Source organism: Pseudomonas sp. GW821-FHT09C08, from assembly GCF_059418125.1.
On record NZ_JBWKPG010000014.1, the window covers coordinates 14,996 to 29,798 of the forward strand.

Annotated in this window: 15 protein-coding genes; 8 read left to right on the plus strand and 7 right to left on the minus strand. The window is 61.7% G+C overall.

Annotated features, from left to right (window positions below):
* The first annotated feature begins 5 nt into the window (after nt 1–5).
* Nucleotides 6–893, plus strand: coding sequence for a 3-hydroxyisobutyrate dehydrogenase (mmsB, locus tag AC07OJ_RS28610; protein WP_065908412.1), 888 nt, complete (start codon nt 6–8; stop codon nt 891–893).
* 184 nt (nt 894–1,077) lie between these two features.
* Here the strand turns inward: mmsB and AC07OJ_RS28615 are convergent, their stop codons facing one another.
* Nucleotides 1,078–1,422, minus strand: coding sequence for a cupin domain-containing protein (locus AC07OJ_RS28615; RefSeq protein ID WP_010566207.1), 345 nt, complete (start codon nt 1,420–1,422; stop codon nt 1,078–1,080).
* A gap of 318 nt (nt 1,423–1,740) precedes the next feature.
* Between AC07OJ_RS28615 and kynB the strand changes: the two genes are divergently transcribed.
* Together kynB and kynA are read left to right on the plus strand one after the other, a co-directional pair.
* A complete protein-coding gene (gene kynB, locus AC07OJ_RS28620) occupies nt 1,741–2,391 on the plus strand; it encodes an arylformamidase (protein WP_120449909.1) in 651 nt (216 codons plus the stop codon).
* Entirely contained in the window at nt 2,388–3,245 is an 858-nt protein-coding gene (kynA, locus tag AC07OJ_RS28625; RefSeq protein ID WP_495095677.1) for a tryptophan 2,3-dioxygenase, read from the plus strand. Before kynB ends, kynA begins: the two co-directional genes overlap by 4 nt.
* 142 nt (nt 3,246–3,387) lie before the next feature.
* Here kynA and AC07OJ_RS28630 read toward each other — a convergent pair whose 3' ends face one another.
* The 4 genes from AC07OJ_RS28630 to antA form a co-directional block, all read right to left on the minus strand.
* Nucleotides 3,388–4,791, minus strand: coding sequence for an amino acid permease (locus AC07OJ_RS28630; RefSeq protein WP_065908421.1), 1,404 nt, complete (start codon nt 4,789–4,791; stop codon nt 3,388–3,390).
* Nucleotides 4,792–4,862: 71 nt separating this feature from the next.
* A complete protein-coding gene (antC, locus tag AC07OJ_RS28635; protein ID WP_495095678.1) occupies nt 4,863–5,867 on the minus strand; it encodes an anthranilate 1,2-dioxygenase electron transfer component AntC in 1,005 nt (334 codons plus the stop codon).
* 229 nt (nt 5,868–6,096) lie between these two features.
* The gene (antB, locus tag AC07OJ_RS28640; RefSeq protein WP_495095679.1) at nt 6,097–6,588 is read right to left on the minus strand and encodes an anthranilate 1,2-dioxygenase small subunit; all 492 of its coding nucleotides are present in this window, start codon (nt 6,586–6,588) and stop codon (nt 6,097–6,099) included.
* Nucleotides 6,588–7,979, minus strand: coding sequence for an anthranilate 1,2-dioxygenase large subunit (gene antA, locus AC07OJ_RS28645; RefSeq protein ID WP_065908427.1), 1,392 nt, complete (start codon nt 7,977–7,979; stop codon nt 6,588–6,590). Before antA ends, antB begins: the two co-directional genes overlap by 1 nt.
* Before the next feature lie 311 nt (nt 7,980–8,290).
* On the opposite strand from antA, the gene AC07OJ_RS28650 reads away from it, so the two are divergent.
* A complete protein-coding gene (locus tag AC07OJ_RS28650) occupies nt 8,291–9,289 on the plus strand; it encodes an AraC family transcriptional regulator (RefSeq protein WP_065908474.1) in 999 nt (332 codons plus the stop codon).
* Nucleotides 9,290–9,428: 139 nt separating this feature from the next.
* Here AC07OJ_RS28650 and AC07OJ_RS28655 read toward each other — a convergent pair whose 3' ends face one another.
* A complete protein-coding gene (locus AC07OJ_RS28655) occupies nt 9,429–10,304 on the minus strand; it encodes a LysR family transcriptional regulator (RefSeq protein ID WP_065908428.1) in 876 nt (291 codons plus the stop codon).
* Nucleotides 10,305–10,418: 114 nt separating this feature from the next.
* Here AC07OJ_RS28655 and AC07OJ_RS28660 point away from each other — a divergent pair, with 114 nt between their 5' ends.
* Genes AC07OJ_RS28660 through catA form a run of 3 tightly spaced genes read left to right on the plus strand, consistent with a single transcriptional unit; the run spans nt 10,419 to nt 12,820 of the window.
* Nucleotides 10,419–11,546, plus strand: a complete 1,128-nt coding sequence (locus tag AC07OJ_RS28660; protein ID WP_065908429.1) for a muconate cycloisomerase family protein — start codon at nt 10,419–10,421, stop codon at nt 11,544–11,546.
* 12 nt (nt 11,547–11,558) lie between these two features.
* Nucleotides 11,559–11,849: a muconolactone Delta-isomerase gene (gene catC / locus AC07OJ_RS28665; RefSeq protein ID WP_065908430.1), complete on the plus strand. Its 291-nt coding sequence runs from the start codon at nt 11,559–11,561 to the stop codon at nt 11,847–11,849.
* A 41-nt stretch (nt 11,850–11,890) separates the two neighbouring features.
* Nucleotides 11,891–12,820 carry a catechol 1,2-dioxygenase gene (gene catA, locus AC07OJ_RS28670; protein WP_065908436.1) on the plus strand — a complete coding sequence of 310 codons (930 nt, stop codon included), beginning with the start codon at nt 11,891–11,893 and terminating at the stop codon, nt 12,818–12,820.
* 105 nt (nt 12,821–12,925) lie between these two features.
* On the opposite strand, the gene AC07OJ_RS28675 is transcribed toward catA, so the two are convergent.
* Nucleotides 12,926–13,399, minus strand: a complete 474-nt coding sequence (locus AC07OJ_RS28675) for an Lrp/AsnC family transcriptional regulator (protein WP_003176072.1) — start codon at nt 13,397–13,399, stop codon at nt 12,926–12,928.
* A 143-nt stretch (nt 13,400–13,542) separates the two neighbouring features.
* Between AC07OJ_RS28675 and kynU the strand changes: the two genes are divergently transcribed.
* Nucleotides 13,543–14,793, plus strand: a complete 1,251-nt coding sequence (gene kynU / locus AC07OJ_RS28680; RefSeq protein WP_106802637.1) for a kynureninase — start codon at nt 13,543–13,545, stop codon at nt 14,791–14,793.
* Nucleotides 14,794–14,803 lie beyond the last annotated feature (10 nt).

Below are 14,803 nucleotides of genomic sequence, written 5' to 3' on the forward strand. Positions count from 1 at the left end.
CGACCATGAAGATTGCATTTATCGGCTTGGGCAACATGGGCGCGCCCATGGCCCGCAACCTGATCAAGGCCGGCCACGCGCTGAACCTGTTTGACCTGAACCAGGCCGTGCTCAAGGAATTGGCCGAGCTGGGCGGCACTATCAGCGATTCACCCCGCGATGCGGCGAAAGACGCCGAGCTTGTGATCACCATGCTGCCGGCGGCCGCACATGTGCGTAGCGTGTGGCTGAATGAAGACGGCGTACTCGCCGGTATCGGCCAAGGCGTGCCGGCGGTGGATTGCAGCACCATCGACCCGCAGACGATCCGCGACGTAGCGGCTGCGGCGGCCAAGCAAGGTGTGGTCGTGGCTGACGCCCCAGTCTCCGGTGGCACCGGCGGCGCCAGTGCCGGCACCCTGACCTTCATGGTTGGCGGCACCCCTGAACTGTTCGCCACCCTGCAACCGGTGCTGGCGCAGATGGGGCGTAACATCGTGCATTGCGGTGAGGTCGGCACCGGGCAAATCGCCAAGATCTGCAACAACCTGCTGCTCGGTATCAGCATGGTCGGCGTCAGCGAAGCCATGGCGCTGGGCGATGCGCTGGGGATCGACACCCAAGTGCTGGCCGGCATCATCAACAGCTCCACCGGACGTTGCTGGAGTTCCGACACCTACAACCCATGGCCGGGCGTGATTGAAACCGCGCCGTCATCGCGCGGCTACACCGGTGGGTTTGGCGCCGACCTGATGCTCAAGGACCTCGGCCTGGCCACCGAGGCTGCGCGCCAAGCCAAGCAGCCCGTCATCCTGGGCGCCGTGGCCCAGCAGTTGTATCAATCGATGAGCCAGCGCGGGGAAGGCGGCAAGGACTTCTCGGCGATCATCAACAGCTACCGCAAACCCAAATAACCTTGTAAGGGGACCTCCTGTGGCGAGCGGGCTTGCCCCGCGTTGGGCTGCGCAGCAGCCCTAAAGGAAAACGCCGCGATCTTCCTGGAAGATCGCGGCGTCTGGATCAGGGCTGCTGCGCAGCCCAACGCGGGGCAAGCCCGCTCGCCACAACAATGTCAAAGTTGCCCGCTTTGGAAGCGATTTAAGCAAACACAAAATACTTACGCACCGTCTCGACCACTTCCCACGTCCCCTTCATCCCCGGTTCCACCACAAAGATATCCCCAGCCCGCAAATGGATCGGTTCCAGGCCTTCTGGGGTGATCACGCAGTAGCCTTCCTGGAAATGGCAGTATTCCCACTTCACGTATTCCACGTACCACTTGCCTGGTGTGCAGATCCAGGTGCCCATGATCTTGCTGCCGTCTTCGCTGGTGTAGGCGTTGAGGTTGACGGTGTGCGGGTCGCCTTCGAGTTTTTCCCATTTGCAGGCATCCAGGACCGGCAGGGGGTGAGTATCGCGCAGTACGGTGATGGGCTTGGACATGATGACTCCGAGGCAGTGAATGCAAAGATGCACCCTAAGGCCTCGGGCGTCGTGCCAGTGGTCTGAACTCGACATCGGGATGCCCAGAAGCGCAAGTCCCGTGCAATACAAAACCCTGTGGGCGCCGGCTTGCCGGCGATGGGCTCCGTAGGAACGCCATCGCCGGCAAGCCGACGCCTACATTTGAAATATCCAATCACAAATACGGCAATTCCTCGCAGTAAGTACGAAAGAAATCCCGCCTGGCGCTGGAATTCGCAAGAAAATTCACAGCTGGCCCTCGTATCATTCACCCCAGTAACCGCCGAGAGCCTTGAAATGAATCCAATAAAAACGTGGTGGGACATCAGCCCGCCCTTGAGTACGGCGACCCCGACCTGGCCGGGCGATACGCCGTTCCAGGAAGAGCGCGTCTGGCAGTTCGGTCCGGAATGCCCGGTGAATGTCGGGCGCATTACCTTGTCGCCGCACACCGGTGCGCACGTCGATGCGCCGCTGCATTACAGCGCGGACGGCGCGCCGATTGGCGAGGTGTCGCTGGATGTCTACATGGGGCCGTGCCGGGTCCTGCATTGCCTGGACAGCGGCGCGCTGGTGCAGCCGCATCAGTTGGAAGGGCGCGTGGATAACCTGCCAGAGCGCGTGCTCTTGCGTACTTATCCACACGCGCCGCTGACCGAATGGGATTCGAATTTCACCGCCATCGCCCCGCAAACCATCGAGTTGCTGGCGAGCCTCGGCGTGCGGCTGGTCGGGATCGACACGCCGTCCCTCGATCCGCAGCAATCCAAGACCATGGATTCGCACAACGCCGTGGCCCGTCATGGCATGGCGATTCTTGAAGGCATCGTGCTTGATGACGTACCGGAGGGCGACTATGAATTGATCGCGCTGCCGTTGCGCTTTGCCAACCTCGACGCGAGCCCGGTCCGCGCCATTCTCCGCCCGCTCAAGGAGCCCACGCGATGAGCCAATGTCCCTTCTCTGCTGATTACCAACCGCCGGAAGAATGGCATAACGCCGAGCTGAATTTTTCCGAGTCCATGAGCTATGGCGACTACCTGGACCTGGGTAAAGTCCTCAGCGCCCAGCACCCGCTGTCGCCGGACCACAACGAAATGCTGTTCATCATCCAGCACCAGACGTCTGAGCTGTGGATGAAACTGATGCTCCACGAACTCAAGGCCGCCCGCGAACATGTGCGCCTTGGCGAGTTGCCGCCGGCGTTCAAGATGCTGGCGCGGGTGTCGCGGATTTTCGATCAACTGGTGCACGCCTGGGCGGTGCTGGCGACGATGACGCCGTCGGAGTACAAGGCGATCCGTCCGTTCCTGGGGCAGTCGTCGGGGTTCCAGTCGTTCCAGTACCGCGAGATCGAATTTATCCTCGGCAATAAGAGCGCGGCGCTGTTGCGTCCTCACGCGCATCGGCCAGAGTTGTTGAACGAGTTGAAAGTGGCGATTGCCACGCCGTCGCTGTATGACGAGGCAGTCAACCTGATGGCCAAGGCGGGCCTGGCGATTGACCCCAAACGCGCCGAACGCGACCCGACGGCGGCCACGGTTCACGATGAATCGGTGGAAGCCGCGTGGCGTGAGGTGTACCGCGATCCGAACCGGTATTGGGATTTGTATCAGTTGGCCGAGAAGTTCATCGACCTGGAGGATTCGTTCCGCCAGTGGCGCTTCAGGCATGTGACGACGGTGGAGCGGATTATCGGCTTCCAGCCCGGTACCGGTGGTACTGAGGGCGTGGGGTATCTGCGCAAGATGCTTGACACCGTGCTGTTCCCCGAGCTGTGGCGAGTGCGTTCCACGCTATGAAAAAAGCCCCGGATAACCGGGGCTTTTTCATTTGGAATGCAATCAACGATGGGAGCTGGCTTGCCTGCGATGGCGGTGTGTCAGCCACCACAGCCATCGGCTGACCCACCGCCATCGCGGGCAAGCCCGGCTCCCACAGCTATCACTGTGCGTTGACTGGCGCGTTACTTCTGCGGACCCGCATCCGATACGCGATGTAGATAATCCCCACCCACACCGGCATCGCATACACCGACTCACGAATGCCCGGGATCGCCAGCATCACGCTGACGATCATCAGCATGAACGCCAGGCACAGGTAGTTGCTGAACGGGAACCAGAAGGTCTTGAACGACGGCACCACGCCTTGCTCGCCCATGGCCTTGCGGAACTTGATATGGGTGATGCTGATCAGCGCCCAGTTGATCATCAGCGAGGCAACCACCAGCGCAAACAGCAACTCCAGCGCACTCTGGGGCGCCACGTAGTTGACCACCACGCACAGCATCGTCACCAACGCCGAAATCGCCAGCGCACGCAACGGCACGCCTTGTTTGTTGAGCTTCATCAGCGCCTTGGGTGCATCCCCCTGCTCGGCCAGGCCGAACAGCATGCGGCTGTTGCAGTACACGCCGCTGTTGTACACCGACAGCGCCGCGGTCAGGACCACGAAGTTGAGGATGTGCGCCGCGGTGTCGTTGCCGATCAGCGAGAAGATCTGCACAAACGGGCTGCCGCTGTAGGCATCGCCCGACGCGCCGAGGGTTTGCAGCAATTGGTCCCAAGGGTACAGCGACAACAGCACAGTCAGTGCGCCGACGTAGAAAATCAGGATCCGGTACACCACCTGGTTGATCGCCTTGGGGATCACCTTGCGCGGCTCGCTGGCCTCGGCGGCGGTGATGCCCACCAACTCCAGGCCACCGAACGAGAACATGATGAACGCCATGGACATCAACAGCCCCATGCCGCCATTCGGGAAGAACCCGCCGTGGCTCCACAGGTTAGTGATCGAGGCTTGCGGGCCGCCGGTGCCGCTGAACAGCAGGTAGCAGCCGAGCACGATCATGCCGACGATCGCTACCACCTTGATGATCGCGAACCAGAACTCGGCTTCACCGAAGAACTTCACGTTGAGGGTGTTGATCAGGTTCACCGCGACAAAGAACACCAGCGCGCTGACCCAGGTCGGAATCTCCGGCCACCAGAACTGGATGTACTTGCCCACGGCCGTGAGTTCGGCCATGCCCACCAGGACGTAGAGCACCCAGTAGTTCCAGCCCGCCAGGAAGCCTGCGTAACCGCCCCAGTATTTGTGCGCGAAGTGGCTGAAGGAACCGGCCACCGGCTCTTCGACGATCATTTCGCCGAGCTGGCGCATGATCAGGAACGCGATGAAACCGGCAATCGCATAGCCGAGGATCATCGACGGCCCCGCCGACTTGAGCACGCCCGCCGAGCCGAGGAACAGCCCCGTGCCAATCGCCCCTCCCAAGGCGATCAGCTGAATATGCCGGTTCTTCAAGCCCCGCTTGAGGCCTACCGGGTTAACCATGTCATCCGCCATTAACATTCCCTTCTACTTGTTTTTCTCAGGGTTGATTGCACGCCGCACCAGCCCCTCAGAAGTGCTGAGGGTCAGATATTACTCTGCGTGAACTTTTCGTAATACAGCTGAACGCCATCAAGTGCCTGATCTGCCAGCCATTGCTGGATGGATTCGACCATTGGAGGGGGGCCGCACACGTACATATCTGCCGATCTGTCCCGCAATTCGGCCAGGTCGAAATGTTCGGTGAGGTAACCGCGCTTGCCGGGCCACGCCGGCGATGGGTTGCTCAGCACTTCGGTGTAGCGAAAATCGAGGGTGGAGGCGTATTGGTCGATGCGTTCGGCCTCGCACAGGTCCTCGGCACCGCGTACGCCGTAATACAGGTGTACCGGTTGGTCACAGCCGCTGGCAACCAGTTCATCGAGCATGCCCAGCAAGGCCGACAACCCGGTGCCGCCGGCGACCAGCACCAGCGGCTTGGTCACGTGGCGCAGGTAAAAAGCGCCCAGCGGCGCTTCCATCAAGAGGCGGTCGCCTACCTGGCAGCGCTCACGCAGGTAATTGCTCATCACGCCGTCGGGCAACAGGCGGACCAGGAACTGCAGCTGATTGCCGGGCCGGTTGGCGAAGGAATACGAGCGCCAGCTGTCGGTGCCGGGAACGGACAGGCGCGCGTACTGGCCGGGCAGAAAATTCAGCGACGCGTCCAGCTGAACCTGCAGGATCGCCGTGCTGGCGGACACCAACTGCACCGCGCTCACTGTGCCTTGCAGCTGTACCGGGCCGGGCGCATTGCACAGGCTCGAATCAAAGTCGAAGTAGAACGTCGCGTCGGATTGCACCCGGGTCTGGCAACTGAGCATCTTGCGTTGCTGCAGGTCGAGGCTGGAGAGGGCTTCCTCGTCCACATAATCCTGGGTGTACTCGCCGGACTCGCAACGGCCCTGGCACGTGCCGCATACGCCTTCGCGGCAATCCAGGGGGATCTTGATGCCGTTGCGCAGCGCCGCATCCAACAGGATCTCGTGGGCGCCCACCGGGAAAAACAGGGTCTTGCCATCGGCGAAGCTGAAGGCCACTTTGTGATTCATGTGTTGGTCTCCGCAGAGTCATGAGCGTGTTGAGTGCGCCTGTCGTGGCGAGCGGGCTTGTCCTGCGAGCGGGCCCTGGTCCAGGCACCGTTGTTTGACTGAAGAGATGCGGTGACTGTATTGGGGCCGCTGCGCGGCCCAACGCGGGGCAAGCCCGCTCGCCACAACAGGCCCGTTCAGCACAACAATCCTGCTCGCCACAGCAAGCGCGCTCGCCATGAAGGCGCGTTTAGAGGTGATAGAAATCCAGCACCGAGTTGATGGTGTCGTTGAGCAGCAACGCGTGCTTGCGGGTGATCAGCCAACTTTCGCCATGGGGTTTGAGGCGGTAGGTGGCGTGCCCGTAGAACTGCTCCGAGGTGGCCAGGCGATAGAACAGCGTGTGCCAGTTCAGGCGCACTTCCAGCGTGCCGTCCGCCTGCTCGTTGATGCGCACGTTATTGATCAGGTGCAAGGTGCGCGGCATCGGCGTGGCGGATGCCGCCTTGCCGGTACGCAGGCGGAAGACGCGGTCCTCCAGGCCCGAACGGTTGGCGTAGTAGATCAGCGACATCTCGCGCTTGGGGTCGCGGGTGTAGACGTGTTCGGAGTCCCATTGCGGCAGATGGAATTCACTCTGGGGGTCGAACAGCTCTACATAGGCGTCCCAGTCCTGGGCATCGCAGAGCTCGGATTTACGGTAGAAAAACTGCTCGATCTGGTACTGCAATGGCGCGCTCATCATTTCACCTCCCGCAGTTTCAACGCGTGTCGATCAAGGCCGTCGAGCAGGAACTGCTGCCAGTTGCGGTGCTGGTTGACGTACAAGCCTTCGTGGGTGAATTCGGTGCCGGTCATGGCCGGCTGGATGCCGATAGCCTCGCTGTTCGGCGTCGGGCCGGTCTCCCAGCGGTGGCTGCCACGCGAGATGTCGCTCCAGCGCTCCAGGCGGCCCTGGAAGCCACGTTGGGCTTCGCGGAACTCCACGAGGTCGTCCGGTGTGCCCATGCCGGACACGTTGAAGAAATCCTCGAACTGGCGGATGCGGTTCTCGCGGTCGGCGTCGGACTCGCCCTTCACCCCCAGGCACTGGCTGATGATCTCGGTCTTGTTCCACGCTACCGGGCGGATGATGCGCAGCTGTGAGCTGATCTGGTCGAGGAAGAACAGGCTCGGGTAGATGTTCAGGTTGCGCAGGCGGTGCATCATCCACTCGGCTTTTTGCTGGCCGTGCTCTTCGACCAGGCGCGGCATGATCGTGGCGTAGCCGGAGCGCACGCTGGGGTTGGGCATGTCGCTGAACAGCACGCTGTGCCCGTTGTTGAAAGCGAACCAGCCGTCATCGGTATTCGCGTCGCCGGCGCCGAGCTTGCTGTAGTCCAGGGTGCTGGCGGACCCGCTGCCGTTCTCGGTATTGACCTGCTGGCGATGCTGCACCGTGGCCACGTAGTTATAGTGCACGGTGCTGACGTGGTAGCCGTCCAGGCCGTTTTCGTTTTGCAGCTTCCAGTTGCCGTCGTAGGTGTAGGCGGACTTGCCCGGCAGCACTTCCAACTCACCGGTGGCGGACTGCGCGACCATCATGTCGAAGAACACTTTGGCATCGCCCAGGAACGCTTCCAGGCTGTCCGTGCCGTGCACGTCCAGGCTGATGAATACGAAGCCCTTGTAGCTGTCGATGCGTGCCTTTTTCAAACCGCGCGTGGCCTTGTCGAAACCTTCCGGGTATTCCCCGGGTGCCTTGACCTTCACCAGCCGGCCGTCACTCTTGTAGCACCAGGCGTGGAACGGGCAGGTGAAGGTGGACTGGTTGCCCTTGCCAACCCGGGTCAGGGTGGTGCCGCGATGCTGGCAGGCGTTGATCAGCGCATTCAGTTGGCCTTCGCCGTCGCGGGTGATGATCATCGGCTGGCGCCCGGCGCGCATCGTCACAAAGTCGTGGTTATTCGCCAGTTCGCTTTCGTGGCAGGCGTAGATCCAGTTCTTCTCGAAGATCAGTTCCATCTCCAGGTCGAACAGCTCCGGCTCGGTGAACATGTCGCGGGCGATACGGAACACGGCATCGGCCGGGCGAAAATCCAGGCAGCTTTCGATAAAGCTTTTCCATTGCTCGACGCTTCTTGCACCACTCATGGGAGGCACCTTTTGATAATGGCTAAACAGGTGGGCCATTAAGAGGCTGCGACGCGGCGAGGGGCTATCCGGTTAATGGGCAAAGGCAGGCCGCAAAGTTGGGCAGCAAATACCCACGGCGGTGCAGGGCGGTGACGTGATGCGCTACTGTCTTGCAAGGTGAGGGTCGAAAAAGCCGGCGGCTTATCCACTTAGTCGACGCTTGCTATCCACCCAGTGGCAATACGGCTGGCGTGGCGTAAAACTTGCTGTCGATCAATCAGGACGCGCCGTCAGAGCGCGCCGGCCACAATTGCCGTGGGTGCCCCGTGATGAGTAGCAATACACGCGATATACGTATCGAGCGTTTCGACCTTGAAGGCGCCTGCAGCTGGATGTCCGGCATCTGCGGGCCGCACCGGCTGCAAACCGCGACGCCGGAGCGCATCCGCTTTCACCACAGTGCCAATGTGTTCAAGTCCCGCGCCACGACGTTGGGGATTATCGAATACGGCACCGATGTCACCATTGATATCGAGGACGCCGAGCACTTCAGCAGCTACAGCCTGACCCTGCCGCTGGTGGGCGAGCAGGAGCTGAGCAAGAACGGCAAACGGCTCATGTCCAACCGTGACCAGGGCGTGATCATCTCGCCCAACGAACATCAGGTGCTGGAAATCTCGGGCGACTGCCGCAAGCTGCAGGTGGTGATCACCCGCGCGGCCATGAGCGAGTCGCTGGAAGGCTTGCTGCAACGGCCGATTGAGGCGCCGCTGCGCTTCGAAGCGGTGATGGATGCAGTCGACGGCGCTTCTGCGTCGTGGTGGCGCATGGCGCGATATTTCATCGCCGAGCTGGAGCGCAGCAGTGAGCTGTATGACCAGGCGGCGTTTACCCGGGACCTGGAAAGTTCGCTGATCAAGGGCTTGATCCTGGCCCAGCCGAACAACTACTCCGAAGAGCTGCGGGACATGCTGGGCGTGAAGCTGCCGCACTATTTGATCCGCGCCCGGCAGTACATCCACGACAACGCCCGCGAAGCGGTGCACCTGGAGGATCTGGAAGCGGCGGCCGGGGTGTCGCGTTTCAAGCTGTTCGACGCCTTTCGCAAATACTTCGCCCTGTCGCCCATGGCCTACCTGAAGAAATACCGCCTGGGCGCCGTGCGCCAGCAAATCCTCGAACACGGCTCAACCCACACCATCTCCGAAATCGCCCTGGGCTGGGGGTTTACCCACCTGGGCCGATTCTCGGCCGAGTACCGCAAGCTGTTCGATGAATCCCCCAGCCAGACGTTGCAACGCAACGACGCCCGGCGCATGCGTGGATGAATACCTTACTCAAAAACAACGGAGATCAACTGTGGGAGCGGGCTTGCTCGCGAATGCGGTGCATCAGCCAACTCATTCGGTGACTGACACTGCGCATTCGCGAGCAAGCCCGCTCCCACATTGGATGTGTGGTGTTCTTTTAGATCAACTCTTCCACCAGTTGCAGGCAATGACTCAGCCCCGGCGACTGATCATTCACCCGCCGGCTGAGGATGATCGGCGACGTCGCGGTGGCTTCCACAATCGGCGTGTAGCCGATGTCCGCGCGGTGCAGCACCTGCACCGAGGCCGGTACCAGCGTCACGCCCATGCCCGCGCCGACCAGGCCGATGGCGGTCTGCAATTCGTTGGTCCACTGCGCCACCTTGAGGCTCAAGCCGTGCGCATCGAACAACGCAATCACATGGTCGGCATAGCTAGGGCGCGGGTTGCCGGGGTACAGCACGATTGGCTCGGCGGCCAGTTGGGCAAGGGTGGCGGGCGCCTCGAGCAGAGGATGGCCGGCGGGCAGTACGGCCACCAGGCGGTCCTCCACCAGCACGCGCTGGACGATGGCCGGGTCGTCGATGCGGATACGCCCGAAACCCACATCAATGCGCCCGGCCTTGAGCGCTTCGACCTGCTGCAGGGTGGTCATCTCCGACAAGCCCAACTCCAGCTCCAGCGCGTCATGGTTGCGCAGGCGCCGGATCAGTTCGGGCAGCACGCCATACAGCGTCGACGGGGCAAAGCCGATGCCCAGCCAGGTCTTCTCACCCTGGCCAATGCGCCGGGTGTTGTCGCAGACCTTGCCCAATTGTTCGAGCAACACATTGGCGTGCTCATAGAAAAACCGCCCGGCTTCGGTCAGCCGCAGGGGCCGGCCGCGTTCAAGCAAGACCACGCCCAACTCATCCTCCAGTTGCTGGATCTGCCGGCTCAACGGCGGCTGGGCGATGTGCAGGCGTTCGGCGGCGCGGGTGAAGTTGAGGGTTTCCCCCAACACCTGGAAATAGCGCAGGTGACGCAGTTCCATGACGGCTCCTTTCATACCTTGAGGGTATTGTGCGAGACCCATTCTATATTGGAAGCCTCGAAAAATAGGGTACAGAATCGGCCAAAACCAATAAAGAACCCAACGGGTATTGCCATGCCGATTTGCGCCATCGAGTCGATCGACACCGTCATCGTCGACCTTCCTACCATCCGCCCGCACAAGCTGGCGATGCACACCATGCAAAACCAGACCCTGGTGATCATCCGCGTGCGCTGCGCCGACGGCATCGAGGGCATCGGTGAAGCCACCACCATTGGCGGCCTGAGCTACGGCAACGAGAGCCCCGACAGCATCAAGGTCAACATCGACCGCCATTTCGCACCGCTGCTGATCGGCCAGGACGCGAGCAATATCAACGCGGCGATGCTGCGCCTGGAGCGCAGTATTCGCGGCAACACCTTTGCCAAGTCAGGTATCGAAAGCGCCTTGCTCGACGCCCTGGGCAAGCGCCTGGACCTGCCGGTGAGCGAGCTGCTCGGGGGCCGCGTGCGTGATGCCTTGCCGGTAGCCTGGACCCTGGCCAGCGGCAACACCGAACAGGACATTGCCGAGGCCGAAAAGATGCTCGACCTGCGTCGCCACCGCATCTTCAAGTTGAAGATCGGTGCCGGTGAAGTCGGGCGCGACCTGGCCCATGTCATCGCGATCAAGAAAGCGTTGGGCGAGCGCGCCAGTGTGCGCGTCGACGTCAACCAGGCGTGGGACGAAGCCGTGGCCCTGCGCGCGTGCAAGGTGCTCGGCGACCACGGTATCGACCTGATCGAACAGCCGATCTCGCGCAACAACCGTAGCGGCATGGCCCGGCTCAACCTGTCCAGCCCGACGCCGATCATGGCGGATGAATCCATCGAATGCGTGGAGGATGCCTTCAACCTGGCCCGCGAAGGCGCGGCGTCGGTGTTCGCGCTGAAGATCGCCAAGAACGGCGGCCCCCGCGCGGTGTTGCGCACGGCGGCGATTGCCGAGGCCGCGGGGATCGGCCTCTACGGCGGCACCATGCTCGAAGGCGGCATCGGCACCCTGGCCTCGGCGCATGCCTTCCTGACCTTGAACACGCTGGCGTGGGACACCGAACTGTTCGGCCCCTTGTTGCTCACCGAAGACATCCTGGTCGAGCCGCCGGTGTACCGCGATTTCCAGTTGCATGTCTCCACCGCTCCGGGCCTGGGCCTGGCCATCGATGAAGAGCGCCTGGCGTTCTTCCGTCGTGACAAACACTAAGAGGCGCCTGCCATGCTGTTCCACGTAAAAATGACCGTGAACCTGCCCGTCGACATGAATCCCGAGCAGGCCGCCAGCCTCAAGGCCGACGAAAAAGCCCTGGCGCAGCGCCTGCAACAACAGGGCAAATGGCGCCACCTTTGGCGCATCGCCGGGCACTACGCCAACTACAGCGTGTTTGATGTCGACAGCGTGCAAGAGCTGCACGACCTGCTGATGCAACTACCGCTCTACCCCTACATGGCCATCGAAGTGAATGCCCTGTGCCGGCACCCTTCGTCGATCCATGAGGACGACCGCTGAGCCTGTTCTGCACCCAATAATTACAAGATGAGGATTGCACCATGTCCATCCGACTGTCCCAGACTGCCCACGCCCAACAGTTCCTCGAGGAAGCCAGCGGCAACCTCAATGACGGCGGCAGCCCGCGCACCAAGGCGCTGATCTACCGGATCCTGCGCGATACGGTAAACATCATCGAAGACCTCGAAGTGACCCCGGAAGAGTTCTGGAAGGCGGTCAACTACCTGAATGAGCTGGGCAAGAACCAGGAGGCGGGACTGCTCGCCGCCGGGCTCGGCCTGGAGCATTACCTGGACTTGCTGATGGACGCCGCTGACGAGCAAGCCGGTAAATCCGGCGGCACTCCGCGCACCATCGAGGGCCCGCTGTATGTGGCGGGTGCGCCGCTGTCCAAGTACGAGGCGCGGCTGGACGATGGCACGGACGCCGCGGTGCCGCTGTTCATGCGCGGGCAAGTGCGTGACACCGATGGCAAACCGTTGGCGGGGGCGATCGTGGATGTGTGGCAGGCCAATACCGGCGGCACCTATTCGTGGTTTGACCCGACGCAATCGGCGTTCAACCTGCGTCGGCGCATCGAGACCGACGCCCAGGGCAACTACCGGTTTCGCAGCATCGTGCCGTCCGGCTACGGCTGCCCGCCGACCGGGCCGACCCAGCAGTTGCTTGATCAACTGGGGCGTCACGGGCAGCGGCCGGCGCACATCCACTTCTTTATCTCGGCCCCGGGCCATCGGCACCTGACCACCCAGATCAACCTGTCGGATGATCCGTACCTGCATGATGATTTTGCCTACGCCACGCGGGATGAATTAATCGCCGAAATTCGCTTCAGCGACGATCCGCAACTGGCCCGGGAATTTGGCGTGGAAGGGCGGTTTGCGCAGATTGATTTTGACTTCGAACTGCAGGTGGCTGATGCACCGGTAGAGCAGAAACGCATGCAGCGCGTGCGCGCCCTCGAAGACTGAACGCGGTAAAAAATGTGGGAGCTGGCTTGCCTGCGATAGCGGTGGTGAATGACACACCGCCATCGCAGGCAAGCCAGCTCCCACAGTTGATGTGGGGTGTTCGTGCTATTTGCGCACTACCAAATCCAGCACCTCATCCCGGTCCTTGATCTTCTGCAACACGATCTCCGAGCGAATATCCATCACCCCCGCCGTGCGGTTCAGGTGGTTCACGATGAAGTCCGAAAAATGCTTGAGGTTGCGTGCCTGCACCCGCAGCACATAGTTGCTGGCGCCGGTGATCACATAGGCACTGGCGACCTCCGGCCAGCCTTGCACCTTCTTGATGAACGTCTCGTGCCAATCCTCCACATCCTGGCGCAATGACAGGTGGACGATGGCCTCCAGTTCAATCCCCAACTGCTCGGCATTCAGGACCGCGCGGTAGCCGCTGATGATTCCCTCGCTCTCCAGCAGGCGCAACCGGCGCAGGCAGGCGGAGGGCGACAGGGCGACCTTTTCCGCCAGTTCCTGGTTGCTGATACGCCCATCCTGTTGCAGGAAATGCAGGAGGCGAAGGTCGGTGGCGTCGAGAATCATGGTTAGAATAAATCCGCGTATTTGGAGGTTAAATTCGAATTTCCTACAGCTTAATTAGCCTGTTACCTACCACTTTGCACGAAAATTCTCTAAAGCTTCGTTCATTATTTGGTCCATATTCCTTATAAAAACCAGGACAGCCCATGACCCTTCGAAGCCATTGCCAAGCCCTAGACGCCCAGGACCCCCTGGCGCCGCTGCGTCAACAGTTCGCCTTGCCGGCGGGCGTGATCTACCTCGACGGCAACTCCCTCGGTGCACGCCCGGTGGCCGCGTTGGCGCGGGCGCAGGCGGTGATCGCCGAAGAGTGGGGCAACGGCTTGATTCGCAGTTGGAACAGCGCGGGCTGGGCGGATCTGTCGCAGCGCCTGGGCAATCGCCTGGCACCGCTGATCGGTGCGCGCGACGGCGAAGTGGTGATCACCGATACCACCTCGATCAACCTGTTCAAAGTGCTCAGCGCGGCGCTGAGCGTGCAGCGCCAGCGCACGCCGGCACGCAAGGTGATTGTCAGCGAAGCGAGCAACTTTCCCACCGACCTGTATATCGCCGAAGGCCTTGCAGAACTGCTGCAACAAGGCTATTCGCTGCGGCTGGTCAACAGCCCCGACGAGCTGCCCGAAGCCATCGACCAGGACGTGGCAGTGGTGATGCTCACCCACGTCAACTACAAGACCGGCTACATGTACGACATGCAGGCACTCACCGCCTTGAGCCATGAGTGCGGCGCGTTGAGTATCTGGGACCTGGCGCATTCGGCGGGCGCGGTGCCCATCGACCTGCACGCCGCGGGGGCTGATTACGCGATTGGCTGCACCTACAAATACCTGAACGGCGGGCCAGGCTCCCAGGCGTTTGTGTGGGTGAATCCGGAGTTGGTGGATGTGGTGCGCCAGCCATTGTCGGGCTGGTTCGGGCACACTCGGCAGTTCGCCATGGAGTCGACCTACGCGCCCAGCAGCGGCATTGCACGCTACCTGTGCGGCACGCAGCCGATCACTTCCTTGGCCATGGTCGAATGCGGCCTGGAGATTTTTGCCCAGACCGACATGGCCAGCTTGCGCGCCAAGTCGCTGGCCCTGACCGACCTGTTTATCGACCTGGTCGAAGCCCGTTGCGCCGCCCACGACCTGGTGCTGATCACCCCGCGTGACCACGCCCGGCGAGGCAGCCATGTGAGCTTCGAACACCCTGAAGGCTACGCGGTGATCCAGGCGTTGATCGCCCGTGGCGTGATCGGCGATTACCGCGAGCCGCGCATCATGCGCTTTGGCTTTACCCCGCTGTACACCAGCTTTACCGAGGTGTGGGACGCTGTGGAGATTCTCGGTGAAATCCTCGACAACGCCACATGGGACCAGCCGCAATTCAAAGTCCGCAACAGCGTTACTTAACGGCAACACC